Raw genomic sequence first — 15,517 nt, forward strand, 5'->3', positions numbered from 1 at the left:
GATGACGACGCCACGCTTCCGCGGAGAGCGCCTCCGCGAGCGACTCGCTCCCATGTGGGCGCACTCGTGGCGGTGGGTCCTGGCCGCGCTGGGCGCAATGGTGGCGACGTGGTTCCTGCTGCGATCGGGCTCAGCGAGCCTGACCATCGCACTCGTGATCGCGGTACTCGTCGTGGGCGCGGCCCTCACCGCATCCAAGCCGATGGCCATCGCCCTCATGGCGATGCCCGCCTTGTTCATCGTCGAGCGCATCGGGCTCGGCGGGACGGACCTCACGATCTCTGATGCGGCACTCGCCGCCGCGTTCGGCACCGCTGTCCTGCTCGCCCAGCGTCCATTCAGCCCGGAACTGCGCTGGCTGCTGTGGCTCAACGCGATCTACCAGTTCGCGACACTCATCACGGTCATCATCAACCCCTACTCGCAGAACGTGATCGAGTGGTTCCACGCATGGCTTCTCATCTCGGGCGCGCTCGTCGTCGGCTGGGGCGTGGGGCGAGCAGGATATGCCCGGCTGGCGTTCCGCCTGATGATCGCCGCAGCGACCATCATCGCCCTGAGCTCACTGTTCACGGCCCTCCTCAACTACACGCAGGAGGACTTCGGCCCGGCCGCGCCGGAGTGGCCCTACCCGATGAACAAGAATTTCGCGGGCGACGTCATGGCGTTCGTCGCCTTGATCGTCTACGTGAACCCGGCGTGGGCCGCACTGAACAAGAACACCGCCCGTCTGCTCCTCGTCATCCTCGGGTCCGGGATCCTGGTCACTCAGTCGCGGCAGGCGCTCATCGGTCTGTTGGTCGCGGTCGTCTTCGTCGTGTCACGGCGCAAGCTGTTCGGCCACTCGCGCCTGGCACTTCTGCTCTTGATACCGGCCGCGTGGCTCATCTATCTGACCATCCATGATCAGATCGAGTCACAGAACAGGTTCAACTCGCTCTTCCAGCGACTGGACTGGTTCCGCGAGGTCTACGCCTACTGGAAGCATGCGCCGATCTTCGGCCACGGCCTGCGCTTCTGGTATGTCGATGACACCGTTCCCTACCAGCCGCCGCAGGCGGAACTCGAAGTCGCCGCCTCCGCGGGACTCGTCGGGCTCGCGGCGTTCGCCATCATGTGGATCGGAGTACTGGTCGTGCTGTGGCGCATGGACCCGGCGTACGGCACGCTCGCGGCCGTCGTCGTGCTGAGCCGCCTGGTGCAGGCGCAGTTCGATCTGTTCTGGGTGACCGCCCAGGTTTCGATTCCGTTCGTCATCGCCGGCATCTGCCTCGGCGCGAAAGCGCTCGCCGAGGCCGATCCCGCACCTGCGGAATCGCGCGCCGGCGAAGGTCAGCCGCGCCGCAAGAGGCCGACGTCGATCAGCTGATCAAGAGTCTGCGCGAGGAACTGATCGATGTCGACATCGGACGGGGCGTCGCCGTGCACGGCGATGACCCGCTCGCGGAGCGCACCGGACTCGACGCCATCCGCGCCGAGCCATACCTCGGGCCCGATGCCGTCCAGCACATGCAGGCGCCGTCCGGCGAGCACGACGAGCCGGCCGTCGAGGAACACGGCGTCATCGAACTCGGTGCGTGCGACGAAGCCGGCTGTCAACTCGCCCTGCGGACGCTCGACATCCACGGCACTCCATTGCGCGACCTCCCCACGCACGTGCAGTACGCGCCCGACCAGGGTCTCGAGTTCGTGACCGTCGGCGTAGCGCATCCGTCGGACGCCACCGGTCACGTCGATGATCTCGAGCAGCGTCTGCAGAGGACGCGGCAGCCGGCTGAGCGAGCTGGTCTGGGCCACGAGGTCGCCGATCGCGTCGATCGCTGACACCGGTTCGATCCCCGGAGAGATGACGGCCTGGTCACGATCCAGCAGCACGATCGCGGCAAGACGCAGGTTTTCCGGGGCGGGCCTCATCCCGATGTCCGCCGGGGCGTGGAGTTCTTTCGTACCGGGCCGCGACCCTACCGACAGCGGCTTCGGATAGGGGATGACGCTCAAGTCGGGCCGCACAGCGACCGTCTCGTCCGTAACGTACCCCAGCACGTGACCGAGGCGCTGACATGCAGTCGTCTTGCCGCGGCCCGACGGGCCGACGAGCGCGATCACGCCGCCGTCGTCGTAGGCAAGACCGGCCGCATGGAACATGAGTGCTTCGCCCGCCAGTCGGTGCAAACCCGCAACCGTCAACGCTCCAGCAAGCCGATCGGGCGCCTCATCGGCGGATGACGCGAGAATCGTCTGCGCGCCAGGCTCCGCCTCACTTGCCGCGTCGAGCGTGAGTCGATAGCGCGTTGCCTCGTCTGGGGCATCAACGGTCACCAACCCCGCCCACTGTGCCGGGATCGCCGATTGGACCTCGGCCGGCACGGAAGCGTCCACTTCCACGGCGAACACGCTCCCGAGTACACGGACAGAGAATGAGGTGGACACGAGACCATCCTTGCCGGAACGGGCCCACTCCCAAAACCTGCCCTCCCAGCTGCCCCAGGCGGCGTCGCGGAGGTATGCCGTACCATTGTGTGGTCGTTCGCGCACAGGGCAGCGGGCGTCACACTGGGGGATCATGGAGCTCCGCGACTACTTGCACGGTCTGCGTCGGCATTGGCTCGCGGTCCTGCTCATCACAGCGATCGGGGTCGCCGTCGCCTGGGGGTGGACTCTCACGCAGAAGCCCGTATACGAGGCCTCCGCCTCGGCATATATCTCCGCAGCGGAGAACACCCAGTCGGTCGCGCCCGGAGCAGGGAACGCTTATGCGCGTTCCTACGTCGCCTCGTTCCTTGACCTTGCGACATGGCGCTCAGTCGCCGACTACGCGATCGAAGAGCTGGGGCTGAGCACCACACCGGAGCAGCTCATCAACGACATCACGATCAGCAATCCGGAAGACACTGCGATCCTCAAAGTCCAGGCGCGCGCCGAGTCGCCCGAGGCGTCTGTCGCACTGGCGGGCGCCTGGGTCCGCGGCATGCAGACGACGATCGATCAGGTCGAGGGCAACGGCACTCCCGGTTCCGCGCCCATGAACGTCTTCCTCGGCGACCCCGCTGCGGCACCGACCAGCGCGGTGTATCCGGACGTGCGCACGGCGCTGCTCATCGGCGGAGTCCTTGGGCTCGGCTTCGGGCTCGCGTTCGCTCTCGTTCGCACGGCCTTCGACCGTCGCATCCGTCCCGGCGATGCGGTCCACGAGAAGCTCGGGATTCCGGTTGTCGGCATGCTGCCGCTCACCGACGGCGTCGACGCCGATGGCAAGGGCGGTGGCAAGAGCGGTGGCAAGACCGGCCGCAATGAGCGATTCGCCTACGAAGAGGCGTTGCGCGCACTGCGCACCAACCTGCAGTTCATGGACGTCGACAACCCGCCGCGGGTCATCGTGATCACGAGCCCGATGCCCAGCGACGGAAAGTCGCTCACCGCGTGCGAGCTTGCACGCACTCTCGCGGCCTCGGGCGCACCGGTGATCCTCGTCGACGGCGACCTGCGCCGGTCGAAAGTCGCCAAGAACATGGGCCTGCCCGGCGGCGCCGGTCTCACGGACGTCCTGGCCGGACGCGCGAGCCTCCATGACGTCCTCCAGAAGGCGCCCGGGACGGCGAGCCTGCTCGTGCTCACGGCGGGCAGCATCCCCCCCAATCCGAGCGAGGTGCTCGGATCCACGCGCATGCGTGCCCTGCTGGAAGATCTGTCTTCCGCAGCCATGGTCATCGTCGACGCGCCCCCGCTGCTTCCGGTCACCGACGGCGCGGTGCTCACACATCAGGCCGACGGGGCGCTGCTCGTTGTCCGGGTCGGCAAGACCACCTACGACCTCGCCGAGAAGGCCCTCAGCTCACTCGAGCAGGTGCACGGTCGCGCTCTGGGGGTTGTTCTCAACCGCGTGCCCATGCGAGGCGTCGATGCGTCGCCTTATGCACACGCCTATCGGTACGAATACGCCAGCAAAGGCCCGTCCGGGAAGGCGGCCGGTGAGCGTGGAATGACCTCGCCGCCGCGCCGCACCGAGAATCCCATACCGGTCGTCCCCGATCCGGTCGTCGAGACTCCCCCGGTCGTCGCCGAGGCTCCACAGGCATCCCATCACCAGCCGCGACGGGCCGCGAAGCGAGCATCCGCCGCGAAGCGCGGCGCAGAAGCCGCGGCCACACCCAGTGCGGCCGATGCGCGGGATGCTGACGACGCGCTGCGCGCCTTCGAGGATCTGCTCCTCGGCGGCGACGGGACGCAGTCGCGGCCGCCGCGGGCGTGATCGCAGTTCACTCGGCGCGGCCGCGGGCCGGCGGGGATGGCTGGCCACCGAGCCCCCACACCACATCTGCGAACGCACGCGCTCGATCGTTCCAATCGGCCGCATGCGCCGGGTGTCGCTCATCGCGACCGTATGAGCTCATCGCCGCCACCACAGCGTGCGCGAACGTCTGCGGCTCGGCGACCGTGACGCCATCGGCATCGCGGAACCCGGCCACCGGCGTCGACACCACCGGCCTGCCCGCCGCCTGATACTCGTAGAGTTTGATCGGGTCGAGGCTGTCGGTGAATTCGTCGACCACGTGCGGCACAAGCAGCACGTCTGCGTGCTGCAGGAAGGCCGGAACCTCGGTGTACGGCTTCGGTCCGAGCAGGACGACGCCCGACTCGGCGAGTGCTGTCGTATCTGCGTCGCCGAGAGAATTCGGGCCGAGGAGCACGACGGTCGCCGACGTGCTCAGTTCACGCGCCGTCGCGATGCATAGAGGGACATCGAACCGGTCGGCGTGCAGCGTCCCGGCGTACAGAGCGACCTTCCGCGCCGGCAGATCGGGCGGTCGCGGGTGCCGATGCTGATATGCCGCCGTGTCGACCCCATTGGGGATCAACACGATGGGAGCTCTATCGGCACCGCGCGCGGGTGACTTGCGGCGCACGAGCTCAGCGGAGCACGCCACCACCTGGTCTGCGCTGCGCAGCAGCTGCTGCTCGCCGTCCACGATGCGCGCCCGCTCGGGCGCCGCTCGGTCGGCGGCCGCCCAGTCGTCGGTGATGTCGTAGAGGGTCGCCCAGCCGGTCATGCCTGACAGCTCGGCCGCCGCCGGGTCGTTGATCCACAGGACCGGGTCAGTCATACCCAGACGGCGCGCACTCCGGACCACCCCACGGGCGAACCGCCGGTCGGCCCCGCGGTCGATCCGACGCGGGAGGAGTTTCACCGGTCTCAGGGTCCACAGGCCCGGCTGCACGTTTGCACGCTTGCGCACTCGACGCCCGAACTGCGGCCGGCGGCCCGAACGCACGTCATGCAGCGGATCGGCACGAGGCTCGACGAACAGCACCCGCAACCCCGGATCCAAGGTAAGAAGCCGCGAGACGAGATGCTGGTTGCGGCGCCACACGCCGTCCCAGGGCTCAAGCGAGATCACGACGAGATCGGTCATGCGCGCCCTCGCCGAGTCAGGGCCGCGAGGTATGCCGCATCCGTTCCCGCCACCTGCGCGTCGACGGTGAACGTTGCACGCTGCCGCTGGCGCTGCTGCTCCGCCAACGCCTCGCGAGCGCCCTGATCGTGGGCGAACAGGCGCAGAGCAGATGCCGCGGCATCCATGTCGTCAGCCGGGAACCGCGCTCGCGGATCCACGCCCTCGAGCAGCTCGCGATGCCCCGCCGCGTCCGCGGCGACGACCGGGAGACCGGCATCCATCGCCTCGAGGATCGTCAGACCGAGATGTTCGCGGGGGCAGGGGGCGATGAGGAGGGCGGCGCGCGCCATCAGTTCGGGGATGTCCCTGCGGAACCCCAGGAACCTCACACTGCCGGCCATGCCGAGCCGGGCGGCGACATCCTCGAGCGCCGAGCGTTCGGCGCCGTCGCCGGCGATCTGCAGCAGCCACCCCTCGTCCGCAAGGCCGGATGCCGCGAAGGCGCGCACCGCGATGTCGGTGCGCTTCTCGGGTTGCAGGCGCTGCGCCGCGAGCACCACCCGAGACCGTGCTGCGATCGCGCCGGTGCGGCTCTCGATTCCGGGGTACACGACGGCGCTCGGTCGTCCAATCGCTGCCGCGACGGTGCGGCTGACCGAGATCTCGGCGTCGATCCGAGCTTCGATCGCCCGATAGACGAACGCCGGCCAGTGCGAGCCACGGTGCTGTGCGAAGTGGCGAGTGGACACGAGAGCCGGACGATCCCGCACGCCGAGCAGACCGATCGCGGCCGCCCCGTCGGCGGCGGTCATATGCGTGTTCACCACGTCGACCTGGCCCGCGAGCCGGCGCACCCTTCGCGTGACCTCGACTGTCCGCACTCCCGGCTGATATCCCACCCCGGCGGCACGCAGTTCATCCGCCAGCTGCACCGGAGCACCGCCGATCACCGACACCTCGTGACCCGACGCGCGCTGGGCGAGCGCGAGACGGCGCACGAACTGCTCCACCCCGGCGAAGCTGTCGGAGCGCACGGCGTGCAGGATGCGCAGGGGCCGCATCAGGCATCCACCCCTGCGCGCTCGGGCGCGATGCGCTGCAGCAACGCGACGTAGGCTTCCGCCGTCGCGCGCCACCCGTGTCCCTCGACCGACGCACGGGCCGGGGCACGATAGACATCCCGCCCATCCTCGGCGAGGCGCTCCATCCGATCGGCCACTTCCGCCGGATCGCGATCGACGAGGAAGCCGTTGACGCCGTCGACGACGACCTCGGGCGCATAGCCGACCCGCGTCGCGATGACCGGCAGTCCCGCGGCCAGCGCCTCCAGCACCACAAGCGCGTTGGCCTCGTACGCACTCGGCAGCACGAACATGTCGGCTGCATCGAAGAAGAGCGGCAGGTCTCCGCGTCGCGGTCCCATGAACAGGACGCGCTCAGCGACACCGAGCTGCTCGGCCTGACGGCGCGCCTCGGCGACCGTCTGCGTCTTGCCGCCGGCTACGAGCAGCAGCACGGTCGGTGCGTCGACCAGAGCGGCGATCGCGATGTCGAGTCCCTTGCGCGGGAACTCGTGCCCGACGAACAGCGCGACGCGGTCGTCGTCGCCGAGGCGAAACTGTGCGCGCGCGTGCGCTCTGCGTTCGGGAGTGGGCGGACGGAAGCGCTCCAGATCGACGCCGTTGGGGATGACGATGACCTCGGGACGCACGCGTCCGTAGGTGCGGCGGAGCGCCTCGGCGTCGGATGCCGACAGCGCGACGACCGCACGGTGCGCCCGACTGCGGTAGCGGACGACGTCACGCAGATACGTGAAGACATGCGTGGGATTGCGCAGCATGTGCCGCGCCGCACCCCCGCGAGCCTGCATCGCCGCGGTCACCACCCCATGGTTGACATATACGTCGCCGGTCATGATGTTGTTGTGGCAGATCGCCACGGCATCCGGCCGCTCGCGCAGAAAACTCCGCGCGCGCGCCGTGCCCACGGTGGAGAACCAGACCATCTGACGGAACAGCGCCAGCGCGCGAAAGAAGAGGGTCTTCGGCCACGGACGCCGCCTGCGCCCCGCGGTCAGCAGGGTGAACTGCTCGACCTGATGCCCCATGGCGGTGAACTCACGCTCGAGGTTGTATGCAACGCCGCCGACTCCCGAGCCCGGGCCGATCACCGGGGCGATCTGCACGATGCGCATCAGTCCACCCTGGCAGACGCCGGTCGCCCGACGAGCACGGCTTCGGCACGCAACGGCCCCCGCAGGTAGAGGGCCGCGCGACGCCACGCCAGGTCGCGCTTGTCTGCAGAACGGGAGAGGATGCCGCGGGCCACTGCGCCGGCGACGATCGCCGCGCGCGTCACCTGCCACCCGAAAGCACCGAAGTGCTTGCGGTAGTAGCGCTCCTGCGAGCCGTGGAAGTGCAGGTCGCGGCGGCGCGAGTCGGTGCTCGTCGCCGCGCCCTCATGCCGGGCTTCAGCGTCTTCGACGAGGGCGTGCCGCCAGCCAAGACGATGTGCGCGGTACTCCCAGTCGGTCTCTTCGGCGTAGAGGAAGAAGCTCTCGTCGAATCCGCCGACCTGATCGAGCGCCTCGCGGCGCAGCACCAGCACCGAGCCGATGACGTACCGCGGTCCGGCCCGCAGACCAGCGAGACCGACCGCTTCGAGCACGGCGTTGAGTGGCGAGGGGAACGGCCACCGCACACGTGCGCGCCGACCTGACGCGTCGACCTGCGCCGGTGCGACAGAGGCGAGGTCGGGTTCTCCCCGTAACGCGGCGCGCAGCACGTCCAGCTGATCCGCGCTGATACGGGCATCGGGATTGAGCAGCAGCACGTCGCCGTCAGGCACCAGCCGGTCAGTCAGCGCGACGTTCACGCCCGCGCCGAACCCACCGTTGCGGCCGGGGTCGATGTATCGCACGCCGAGTTCGTCGCACAACCCGGCGATCTCGGGCAAGGACGAGTTGTCCACGACGGTGACCGGCAGGTGCGCGATCGGCTCCAGTGCGCTCCGCAGCAGATCAGGGGTACCGTATGCAACCACGATCACCTCGAGCGGCGGCAGCTCGTCGCCGGGAGCCGGCGCACGGAGCACGGAGCGGTAGAGCGCGAGATAGTCGCGGGCCACAGCGTCCCAGCTGCACTCGCCGGCGCGCACGAAGCCGGCGGCGACCAGCTCCGCGCGCCGCGGCCCGGCCGCCTCGACCAGCGCATCACTGAGCGCAGCGGCATCACCCGCCGGAACGACGATCCCCGCCCCGCCCACGACCTCCGGCAGCGCACCGGCGTCGCTGGAGACGACCGGCACCCCGCACGCCATGGCCTCGACAGCGACGCGCCCGAACTGCTCGGTCCAACGCGGCGTCGCCACCGAGGGCACGGCCAGAACGTCGACAGACCGGTAGAAGTCGGCGATCTGCTCGGGCGGCACCGAGCCGAGCAGCTCCACACGCTCGGCGATGCCGAAGCTCGCTGCGCGGCGGCCGATCTCGTGGGCCAGCGGGCCGGCGCCGGCCAAGCGCAGCCGCAGCCTCGCATCGCCCGCCACAGCCTCCAGCAGAAGGGGAACACCCTTCTCGGGCACGAGACGGCCGACGAAGCCGACCGTGATGACGGCATCCTCTGTCGTCGCCCGCGACGACGCCCCGGGCGAGAACGCCGCGAGATCGACTCCCAGCGGAACCACCCGCGGGCGTCCCGCGAAGCCCTTCGCGACCGTGATCGTCGCGGCCTCGGAGTTGCAGGCAGAGATGCCGCTCGCCGCGCGCAGTGCCGCGCGCTCGAACCACCGGAACGGAACCGGATACCGCTTCGCGATGTTCTGCGCCGTGTACAGCACCACCGGAGCGCGATTGCGCCGCAATTTCCGCAGCAGCAGTATCTCGGCGGCGGCGAGCGAGAACGGCTCTTCATGGATGTCGATGACGTCCCACTGCTCACCGAGCGCACGCCACACCGGTCGCGGATCGAAGAGGAACAGGGCGGGATGCCGGCCGACGGTGCCGACGGGAACGGTAGCCGGTTCTTCCTCTGCGCCGAGCGAGACCTCAGCGCCGCCCGCGTGCCAACTGCGCGCGGCGAGCAGCGTGAGTTCGACCCCGAGTGCGCGCAGACCCCGCTCTCGACCGCGCCAGGCGCTCACGGTCGCGCTATGGGACACCCGAAGTACCCGCACGGCCCCTCCCGGTACGATCGATGTATCCCATTCTCGCCGGTGCGGCGAGCGCGGCCAACCCAAACGAGTCGCGGCCGTGACAGGAGGGGTGCGATGTCGAAGGACCGACCGGTGCGCATCCTCGTCGTGTGCACCGGCAACATCCATCGCAGCCCGCTCGCCGCGGCCCTCTTGCGCACCTGGGCCGACTGGTACCTCGGCGACCTGGCCGCCGACGTCGAGATCGCCAGCGCCGGCCTGTTCGCCGTGGTCGGTGCCCCGATGCCCGTCGGAACGCAGACGATCGCACGGGCGCTCAAGGCCGACGGCTCGCTGCACCGTGCCCGCGCGCTGTCCGACGAGGCCATCGAGAACGCCGACCTGATCCTGACCGCGGAGGTGAGCCACCGCGACGCCATCGTGGCGCGTGCGCCGCGAGCGCTGCGGCGCACCTTCACTGTGCGCGAGGCCGGCCGCGCCGCCGCACAGCTGCTTGCCGGAGAGGCACTCGCCGTGCCGCAGACGCGCGACGAGATCACCGCGCGTGCGCAGCAGCTGGCCCTCTTCCGCTCGGCAGGCGACGACGACGTGATCGACCCGCACGGCGAACCCGAAGAGGCAGCGCTGCAGATGACAGCCGACCTGGTGCCGGCGCTCGCGGTGGTCGCCCAGGCCCTTCTGGGCATGCCCGGGCACGCCGCGGACGCCTATATCACGGCGACAGCCGACTCAGACATGCTGCGCGCCCTCATCGCCGCCGCCCAGCACGAGGCTGCGCAGTGAACGCGCCCCGCGTGCTGCACCTCGATCACACGGCCAGTGCCGGAGGCGCCGAGTACGCGCTGGTCCGCATGCTGTGCGCAGACCCCGCTTGGCAGCCCGCTGTGCTGCTCCCCCGCGGTGCGGCGGGACCGGTCTATGAGCCGCTGACCGGCCGCGTGCCGGTGCGAACCGCGGGTTTCGCGCAGCCGGCCGGGGTCGGCGCCGGTGGACCGCGCCGCACGCTGGCTGCCGGCATCCGCCTCGTCGCTCAGGCCGCGGCGTTGCGCCTACATCCCGGCTTCCGCACCGCCGACATCGTCGACGCGAACACGACCCGCGCTGCCGCCTATGCGTCTCTGGCCGCGCAGACTTCCCGGGTGCCGCTCGTGATCCATCTGCGGGACATCATCGACGCGGAGTCGCTCGGTTCGCTCGGCCATCGCGTCATGACCGGCATCGCCCTGCCGCGTGCGCAGGGGGTGATCGCCAACTCGCAGACGACCCTCGACTCCGCGCAGCCGTATCTGCGCGCCGGGGCGGCGACGGCGGTGATTCCGAGTGCGTCAGGGCTGCGGCCGCGTCCCCACCCGCGCCGGGCTCGCGAGCCCGGACGTCCGCTCCACATCGGCATGCTCGCGCGGATCGACCCGTGGAAGGGACAGCGGGAGCTTCTGGATGCCTTCATCGCGGCGTTTCCCGAGGGCGACGTGCGCCTTCAGTTCGCCGGGGCGCCCCTGTTCGGACACGATGACTACGAGGCGGTGCTGCGCACGGTGGCGACCGAGGCCGGCGTCGGCGGCCGTGTGGACTTCCTCGGTCACGTCGACGACATCGATGCGGTGCTCGAGACGTGGGATGTCGCGGTTCAATACTCCACCCGCCCCGAGCCGCTCGGCCAGAACGTGCTCCAGTACCTCGCGTCCGGTGCGGCGACGATCGTCGCGGACGAGGCCGGGCCCGCCGAGTGGGTTGCGGACGGGGAGAACGGTCTGCGCATCGCACCGCGCAACGTGCCGGCGCTCGGTGCGGCTCTGCGCCGACTGGGTGCAGATGCCGATCTGCGTGCGCGCCTCGGGGCGCAAGCCGCGGCGACACCGGGCCTGCTCGACGATGCGGACGTGGCTGCGCGGCACGCGGATTTCTACAAGCGCATACGATCCGGGGCGCAACGCTGAGGAGCCTTCGCAAACAGTACGATCATGGTCATGCCCGTTGCGCTGTCGATCGCATTCGCCCTTGTCATGGCCGTCGTGCTGATCGCCAGCGGGGTCGCGAAACTGCGCACCGCGGACGACCTCGCCGGCTGGGAGAGCCTGGGCGTGCCGGCGGCCCTGCGACGGCAGTGGCTGCTGCGACTGCACCCGTGGGGCGAGATCGCGCTGGGTGTCGCGCTCGCCGTGCTCGGCGGAGGGCTCGGATTCGCCGCAGCCGTGGTGTGCCTGGCCCTCATGGTGGCCTACACGGTGCTCGTGTGGCGTGCATTTCGTCGCGACGGAGATGCGTCGTGCTCGTGCTTCGGTGCAGCGGCACCCATCACCGGGCGAACGCTTGCGCGCAACCTCTGGCTGACCACCCTTGCGCTCGCCGGTGTTGCGACCATCTGGGCGAATCCGCTTTGGGGCGGTGCGGCTGCGGCGGTCATCGTGCAGGACGCATGGCTGTGGGTCGTGGCTGCGCTTGTGGCCGCCGTCACAGCACTGCTGATCACCCGCGCCGAGCAGGCGCCGGCGGCCGAGCCGGTGGCATCCCTCATGCCGGCGCCCCGTCTGGGCGAGGTCGCCGATGACGACGGCATGTTCGAGTACCTGCGCACGCGTATTCCCGCCGTGTCCGTGACGTTGGGCGACGGAACTCCCGCAAATCTGCGCGATCTGGCCCTCCAGAAGCCGATGCTGCTGCTTGCGGTCTCCGAGACGTGCGGAGCGTGCGCGACCACCCGCGAGCGGGTGCCCGAATATCGTCGCCTGCTGCCCGAGGTGGATGTGCGGCTGCTCATCACCGCGAAGCCCGAGGAGAGCGGTATCACCGAGATCGCCGAGCCGCAGTCGCTTCACGACCCGGGCGGATACGTCCGTGCGTCGATTGCGGACTGGGGTGTGCCCACCGCTGTGCTGCTCGGCGCCGATGGACTTCTCGCCGGCGGCCCGGAGAGCGGGCCTGACGCGGTGGAGGCGTTCGTCGGCGACATCTATGAGAGCCTGCATGGCGAGCGACCCGTTGCGTAGACGACGATCGGCAATTTTTCCTCGTGACCTATCGACGTGGCTGGCATCGGTCGGCTAGACTCACCCCGCTGCGGAATGCTGGGGTAGATCGCAGAAGAGTGTCCCAGGGGAGTGGACAAACCCGACCACTCTGCGACGATGTCCGCGGCTGGCTCGTCTGGAGGCCGACATGAGTGAGATCGAGCAGCCCGCCGCACCCGAACGGCAAGGCGTCAGCCGGCGCACCGTCACCAAGGCGATGGCATGGTCGGTGCCGGTGATCGCGGTCGCGGGCACTGCGCCGACAGCGGCCGCATCACTGTTGCCGTGCGTCGCCGACCTCGCTCCCGTCGGCGGCACCTATCCGGTCACGGTCAACCTGAGCGGCTGCACCAACAGCGTGGCCAACCCGAACCACTGGGACTTCAACTTCAAGATCACGGTTGCCGAGCAGAACGGCACCGACTGTGACTGCGACGCGTTCCGCGTCACCCTGTACGACAACCCCCCGCGGTCGCGATTGGGCATCCAGGGCGGTGCCGTCTTCGACGACTGGGGAACCCGCACCCAACCCGACCCGCGGATGTACATCCAGAAGGAGCTCCCACCCGGTGGCACCGCCACCTTCCCTGCGACCAATGACCAGGTCTACCGCGTGGCCGGGGCCTCCCCATGGGACGGCTACGACTTTCCGGGCACTTTCAACCTGACCATCACCGCTCCGGGCACGGCAGACGACTCGGTCCACGCCCTCTATACGCCGGGCGGCGGCATCCCGTGCGGGGCGTCCGGTCCCTACGCTTTCTACCGGGTCGACTGCAAGAAGAACGGCGTCTACACCCAGTTGGGCGGGATCGGCAACATCAACCCCTGCATCCCGATGATCACGGTGGACAGCGTCTGCCGGTTCGACACGACAGGCAACGATCGCTATCGAGTCCACGTCTCCGTGCTGACCACCTGCCCCGGCATTTCGAACTCCGACTTCAGGGTCACGAGGATTCAGCGCAACAACGACACGAACTTCCCGAACGACGGCGACACGGTCTGGACGGGCAACCAGGTCGTCGGCGGCGGCACCAGCATCGACATGGATGTTGCCGGCAACAGCGGCGGCCAGCTATGGATCTCGTTCACGACCGACAACGGCGCCAACACGAGCATCATCCGCGTCCCCACCAACAACACCGCCTGCACGGAAAACCTCCAGAGCACGAACAACGCCTCCACTGAGAGCACGACCGAAGGCTCGACAGAGTCGAACGCCGCCAGCTCCAGGTCGACGACCCAGTCGTCAAGGTCGACCGCAGGCTCGAGCGACTCGACAGGCGGCTCGGACGGTGCCGGCGATTCGTCGGATTCCTCCGGCGGCTCAGCCGGCTCAACCGGCGGCTCAAGTGATATCTCGGGCGGCTCGGGTGACGCGTCCGACGGGACCGGCGGCTCCAGCGGTTCCACCGGCGGCTCGGATGGGTCGACCGGGGGCTCTGGCGACGGCACGGGCCAGGACGGCGGCTGACCCCCGCAAGCCGGCGCCCAGCCTGGGTGGTTGGCTCGCACACCGGGGCGTCCCTGAGGCCGTCGGTACAGTGATGATGTGAACGGCGACAGGAGGTGACCGGCGCAGCCAGCGGGCCCGAAGCATCCGGTTCTCGCCCTGACGTCGTCGTCGCCCATGACTACCTGACCCAGCGCGGCGGGGCCGAGCGCGTCGCGCTGGAGCTGGCCACCCGCCTCCAGGCCCGCGAGGTCGTGACCTCGGTCTATTCGCCCGAGCTCACCTTCGACGGCTTCCGCGACCTCGTGATCCGGCAGAGCCCCTCGCGTCTCGTGCACCTGTTCGCGGACGACATGCGTCGCGCGCTGCCGGTGCTGCGTCGCGCCTGGTCGCGCATGGAGCCGGTGACCGCCGACGCGGTCGTGTGCAGCTCGTCGGGCTGGGCGCACGCGATGCCCGTGGCCGCGGGCACCGCGAAGATCGTCTACTGCCACAACCCCGCGCGCTGGCTGTATCAGCCGGGGGATTACGTGCAGGGTCATTCGCCCCTGGTGCGGGCGGCTCTGGCGGCGCTCTCCCCCGGCCTGCGCCGATGGGATCGGCGCGCGGCCGCGAGCGCCGACGCGTACCTGGCGAACTCGCGCAGCGTCGCCGAGCGCATCCGCCGCGCGTACGGGATCGAGGCCGAGGTGCTGCCGCCGCCGGTCGCGGTCGACACCGACGGCCCGCAGGACCCGGTGCCCGGCGTCGAACCCGGCTACTTCCTCACGGTGAGCCGCCCGCGCGGATACAAGGGCGCGGACGCCCTCATCGACGCGTTCGCGGGGATGCCCGAGCATCGTCTCGTCGTCGTCGGCTCAGCGCCCGGCGACCGGCTTCCGTCCAACGTCTCGACGGTGGGCCGGGTGCCGGAGGAGCAGCTGCGATGGCTCTACGCCCACGCGCGCGCCCTGGTGTCGGTCTCGCGCGAGGACTTCGGCCTCACTCCGGTCGAGGCGAACGCGTTCGGGTGCCCCGCGCTCGTGGTCCGTGCCGGAGGATTCCTCGACTCGACGGCCGAGGGCGAATCGGGGCTGTTCCTCGACGACGATGCCCGCGACACGATCATCCGCGGGGTGCGGTCGTTCCCGGGCGGATGGGACCGCGATGCCATCCGCCGCAACGCCGCGCGCTTCTCGGGCGAACAATTCGCCGCGCGAGTCCGGGAAGTCATCGCGGAGCATATGAGTCGCTGAAGGTCGGGGCGTTTCGTCTCGCCTGCGGCTCGCTCAACGACCGGGGGCGCGACCGTGGGCTCGCTCAACGACCGGGGTGGGACCGGCGGCTCGCTCGACGACCGGGGTGGGACCGGCGGCTCGCTCAACGACCGGGGTGGGGCGGCGAAGAGGGGCGGATGCCTCAGGCATCCGCCCCTCGCGCACCGGCTCACTCGTTGCCGATGGCCTTGTCGAGATTGTCCCGGATGTCATCGACCTTCGCGTCGTGCTCGTCGGGCGTGACCTTCTTGG

General features: G+C 69.7%; 12 protein-coding genes. 7 read left to right on the forward strand and 5 right to left on the reverse strand.

Annotated elements, in window-relative coordinates; all coding sequences use genetic code 11:
• Position 1: 1 nt before the first annotated feature.
• On the forward strand, positions 2–1,369 hold the full coding sequence (locus ACIWQI_RS11050) for an O-antigen ligase family protein (protein WP_396657426.1): 1,368 nt from the start codon (positions 2–4) through the stop codon (positions 1,367–1,369).
• Here ACIWQI_RS11050 and ACIWQI_RS11055 read toward each other — a convergent pair.
• Positions 1,333–2,430 (reverse strand): hypothetical protein, encoded by a 1,098-nt coding sequence (locus ACIWQI_RS11055; protein ID WP_396657428.1) that lies wholly within the window; start codon positions 2,428–2,430, stop codon positions 1,333–1,335. The genes ACIWQI_RS11050 and ACIWQI_RS11055 overlap by 37 nt on opposite strands.
• 133 nt (positions 2,431–2,563) lie before the next feature.
• Here ACIWQI_RS11055 and ACIWQI_RS11060 point away from each other — a divergent pair, with 133 nt between their 5' ends.
• Positions 2,564–4,249 carry a polysaccharide biosynthesis tyrosine autokinase gene (locus tag ACIWQI_RS11060; RefSeq protein ID WP_396657430.1) on the forward strand — a complete coding sequence of 562 codons (1,686 nt, stop codon included), beginning with the start codon at positions 2,564–2,566 and terminating at the stop codon, positions 4,247–4,249.
• 7 nt (positions 4,250–4,256) lie between these two features.
• On the opposite strand, the gene ACIWQI_RS11065 is transcribed toward ACIWQI_RS11060, so the two are convergent.
• The 4 genes from ACIWQI_RS11065 to ACIWQI_RS11080 form a co-directional block, all read right to left on the reverse strand.
• A complete protein-coding gene (locus ACIWQI_RS11065) occupies positions 4,257–5,102 on the reverse strand; it encodes a glycosyltransferase (protein ID WP_396657431.1) in 846 nt (281 codons plus the stop codon).
• A 305-nt stretch (positions 5,103–5,407) separates the two neighbouring features.
• Positions 5,408–6,454, reverse strand: coding sequence for a glycosyltransferase (locus ACIWQI_RS11070; RefSeq protein ID WP_396657433.1), 1,047 nt, complete (start codon positions 6,452–6,454; stop codon positions 5,408–5,410).
• Entirely contained in the window at positions 6,454–7,587 is a 1,134-nt protein-coding gene (locus tag ACIWQI_RS11075; RefSeq protein ID WP_396657435.1) for a glycosyltransferase family 4 protein, read from the reverse strand. The genes ACIWQI_RS11070 and ACIWQI_RS11075 overlap by 1 nt, the downstream gene beginning before the upstream one ends.
• Positions 7,587–9,533: a glycosyltransferase gene (locus ACIWQI_RS11080; RefSeq protein ID WP_396657436.1), complete on the reverse strand. Its 1,947-nt coding sequence runs from the start codon at positions 9,531–9,533 to the stop codon at positions 7,587–7,589. The genes ACIWQI_RS11075 and ACIWQI_RS11080 overlap by 1 nt, the downstream gene beginning before the upstream one ends.
• Positions 9,534–9,659: 126 nt before the next feature.
• Between ACIWQI_RS11080 and ACIWQI_RS11085 the strand changes: the two genes are divergently transcribed.
• The 5 genes from ACIWQI_RS11085 to ACIWQI_RS11105 all read left to right on the forward strand — a co-directional run bounded on the left by ACIWQI_RS11085 (position 9,660) and on the right by ACIWQI_RS11105 (position 15,244).
• A complete protein-coding gene (locus ACIWQI_RS11085) occupies positions 9,660–10,328 on the forward strand; it encodes a hypothetical protein (protein WP_396657437.1) in 669 nt (222 codons plus the stop codon).
• A complete protein-coding gene (locus tag ACIWQI_RS11090; protein ID WP_396657439.1) occupies positions 10,325–11,482 on the forward strand; it encodes a glycosyltransferase family 4 protein in 1,158 nt (385 codons plus the stop codon). Before ACIWQI_RS11085 ends, ACIWQI_RS11090 begins: the two co-directional genes overlap by 4 nt.
• A 24-nt stretch (positions 11,483–11,506) precedes the next feature.
• Positions 11,507–12,532 (forward strand): MauE/DoxX family redox-associated membrane protein, encoded by a 1,026-nt coding sequence (locus ACIWQI_RS11095; RefSeq protein WP_396657441.1) that lies wholly within the window; start codon positions 11,507–11,509, stop codon positions 12,530–12,532.
• A 169-nt stretch (positions 12,533–12,701) separates the two neighbouring features.
• Positions 12,702–14,030, forward strand: coding sequence for a hypothetical protein (locus ACIWQI_RS11100; RefSeq protein ID WP_396657442.1), 1,329 nt, complete (start codon positions 12,702–12,704; stop codon positions 14,028–14,030).
• 95 nt (positions 14,031–14,125) lie between these two features.
• Positions 14,126–15,244 carry a glycosyltransferase gene (locus tag ACIWQI_RS11105; RefSeq protein WP_396657444.1) on the forward strand — a complete coding sequence of 373 codons (1,119 nt, stop codon included), beginning with the start codon at positions 14,126–14,128 and terminating at the stop codon, positions 15,242–15,244.
• The last annotated feature ends 273 nt before the right edge of the window (positions 15,245–15,517 follow it).

The sequence above is a fragment of the Microbacterium sp. genome (genome assembly GCF_044508325.1).
In the GTDB taxonomy this organism is placed as follows: domain Bacteria; phylum Actinomycetota; class Actinomycetes; order Actinomycetales; family Microbacteriaceae; genus Microbacterium.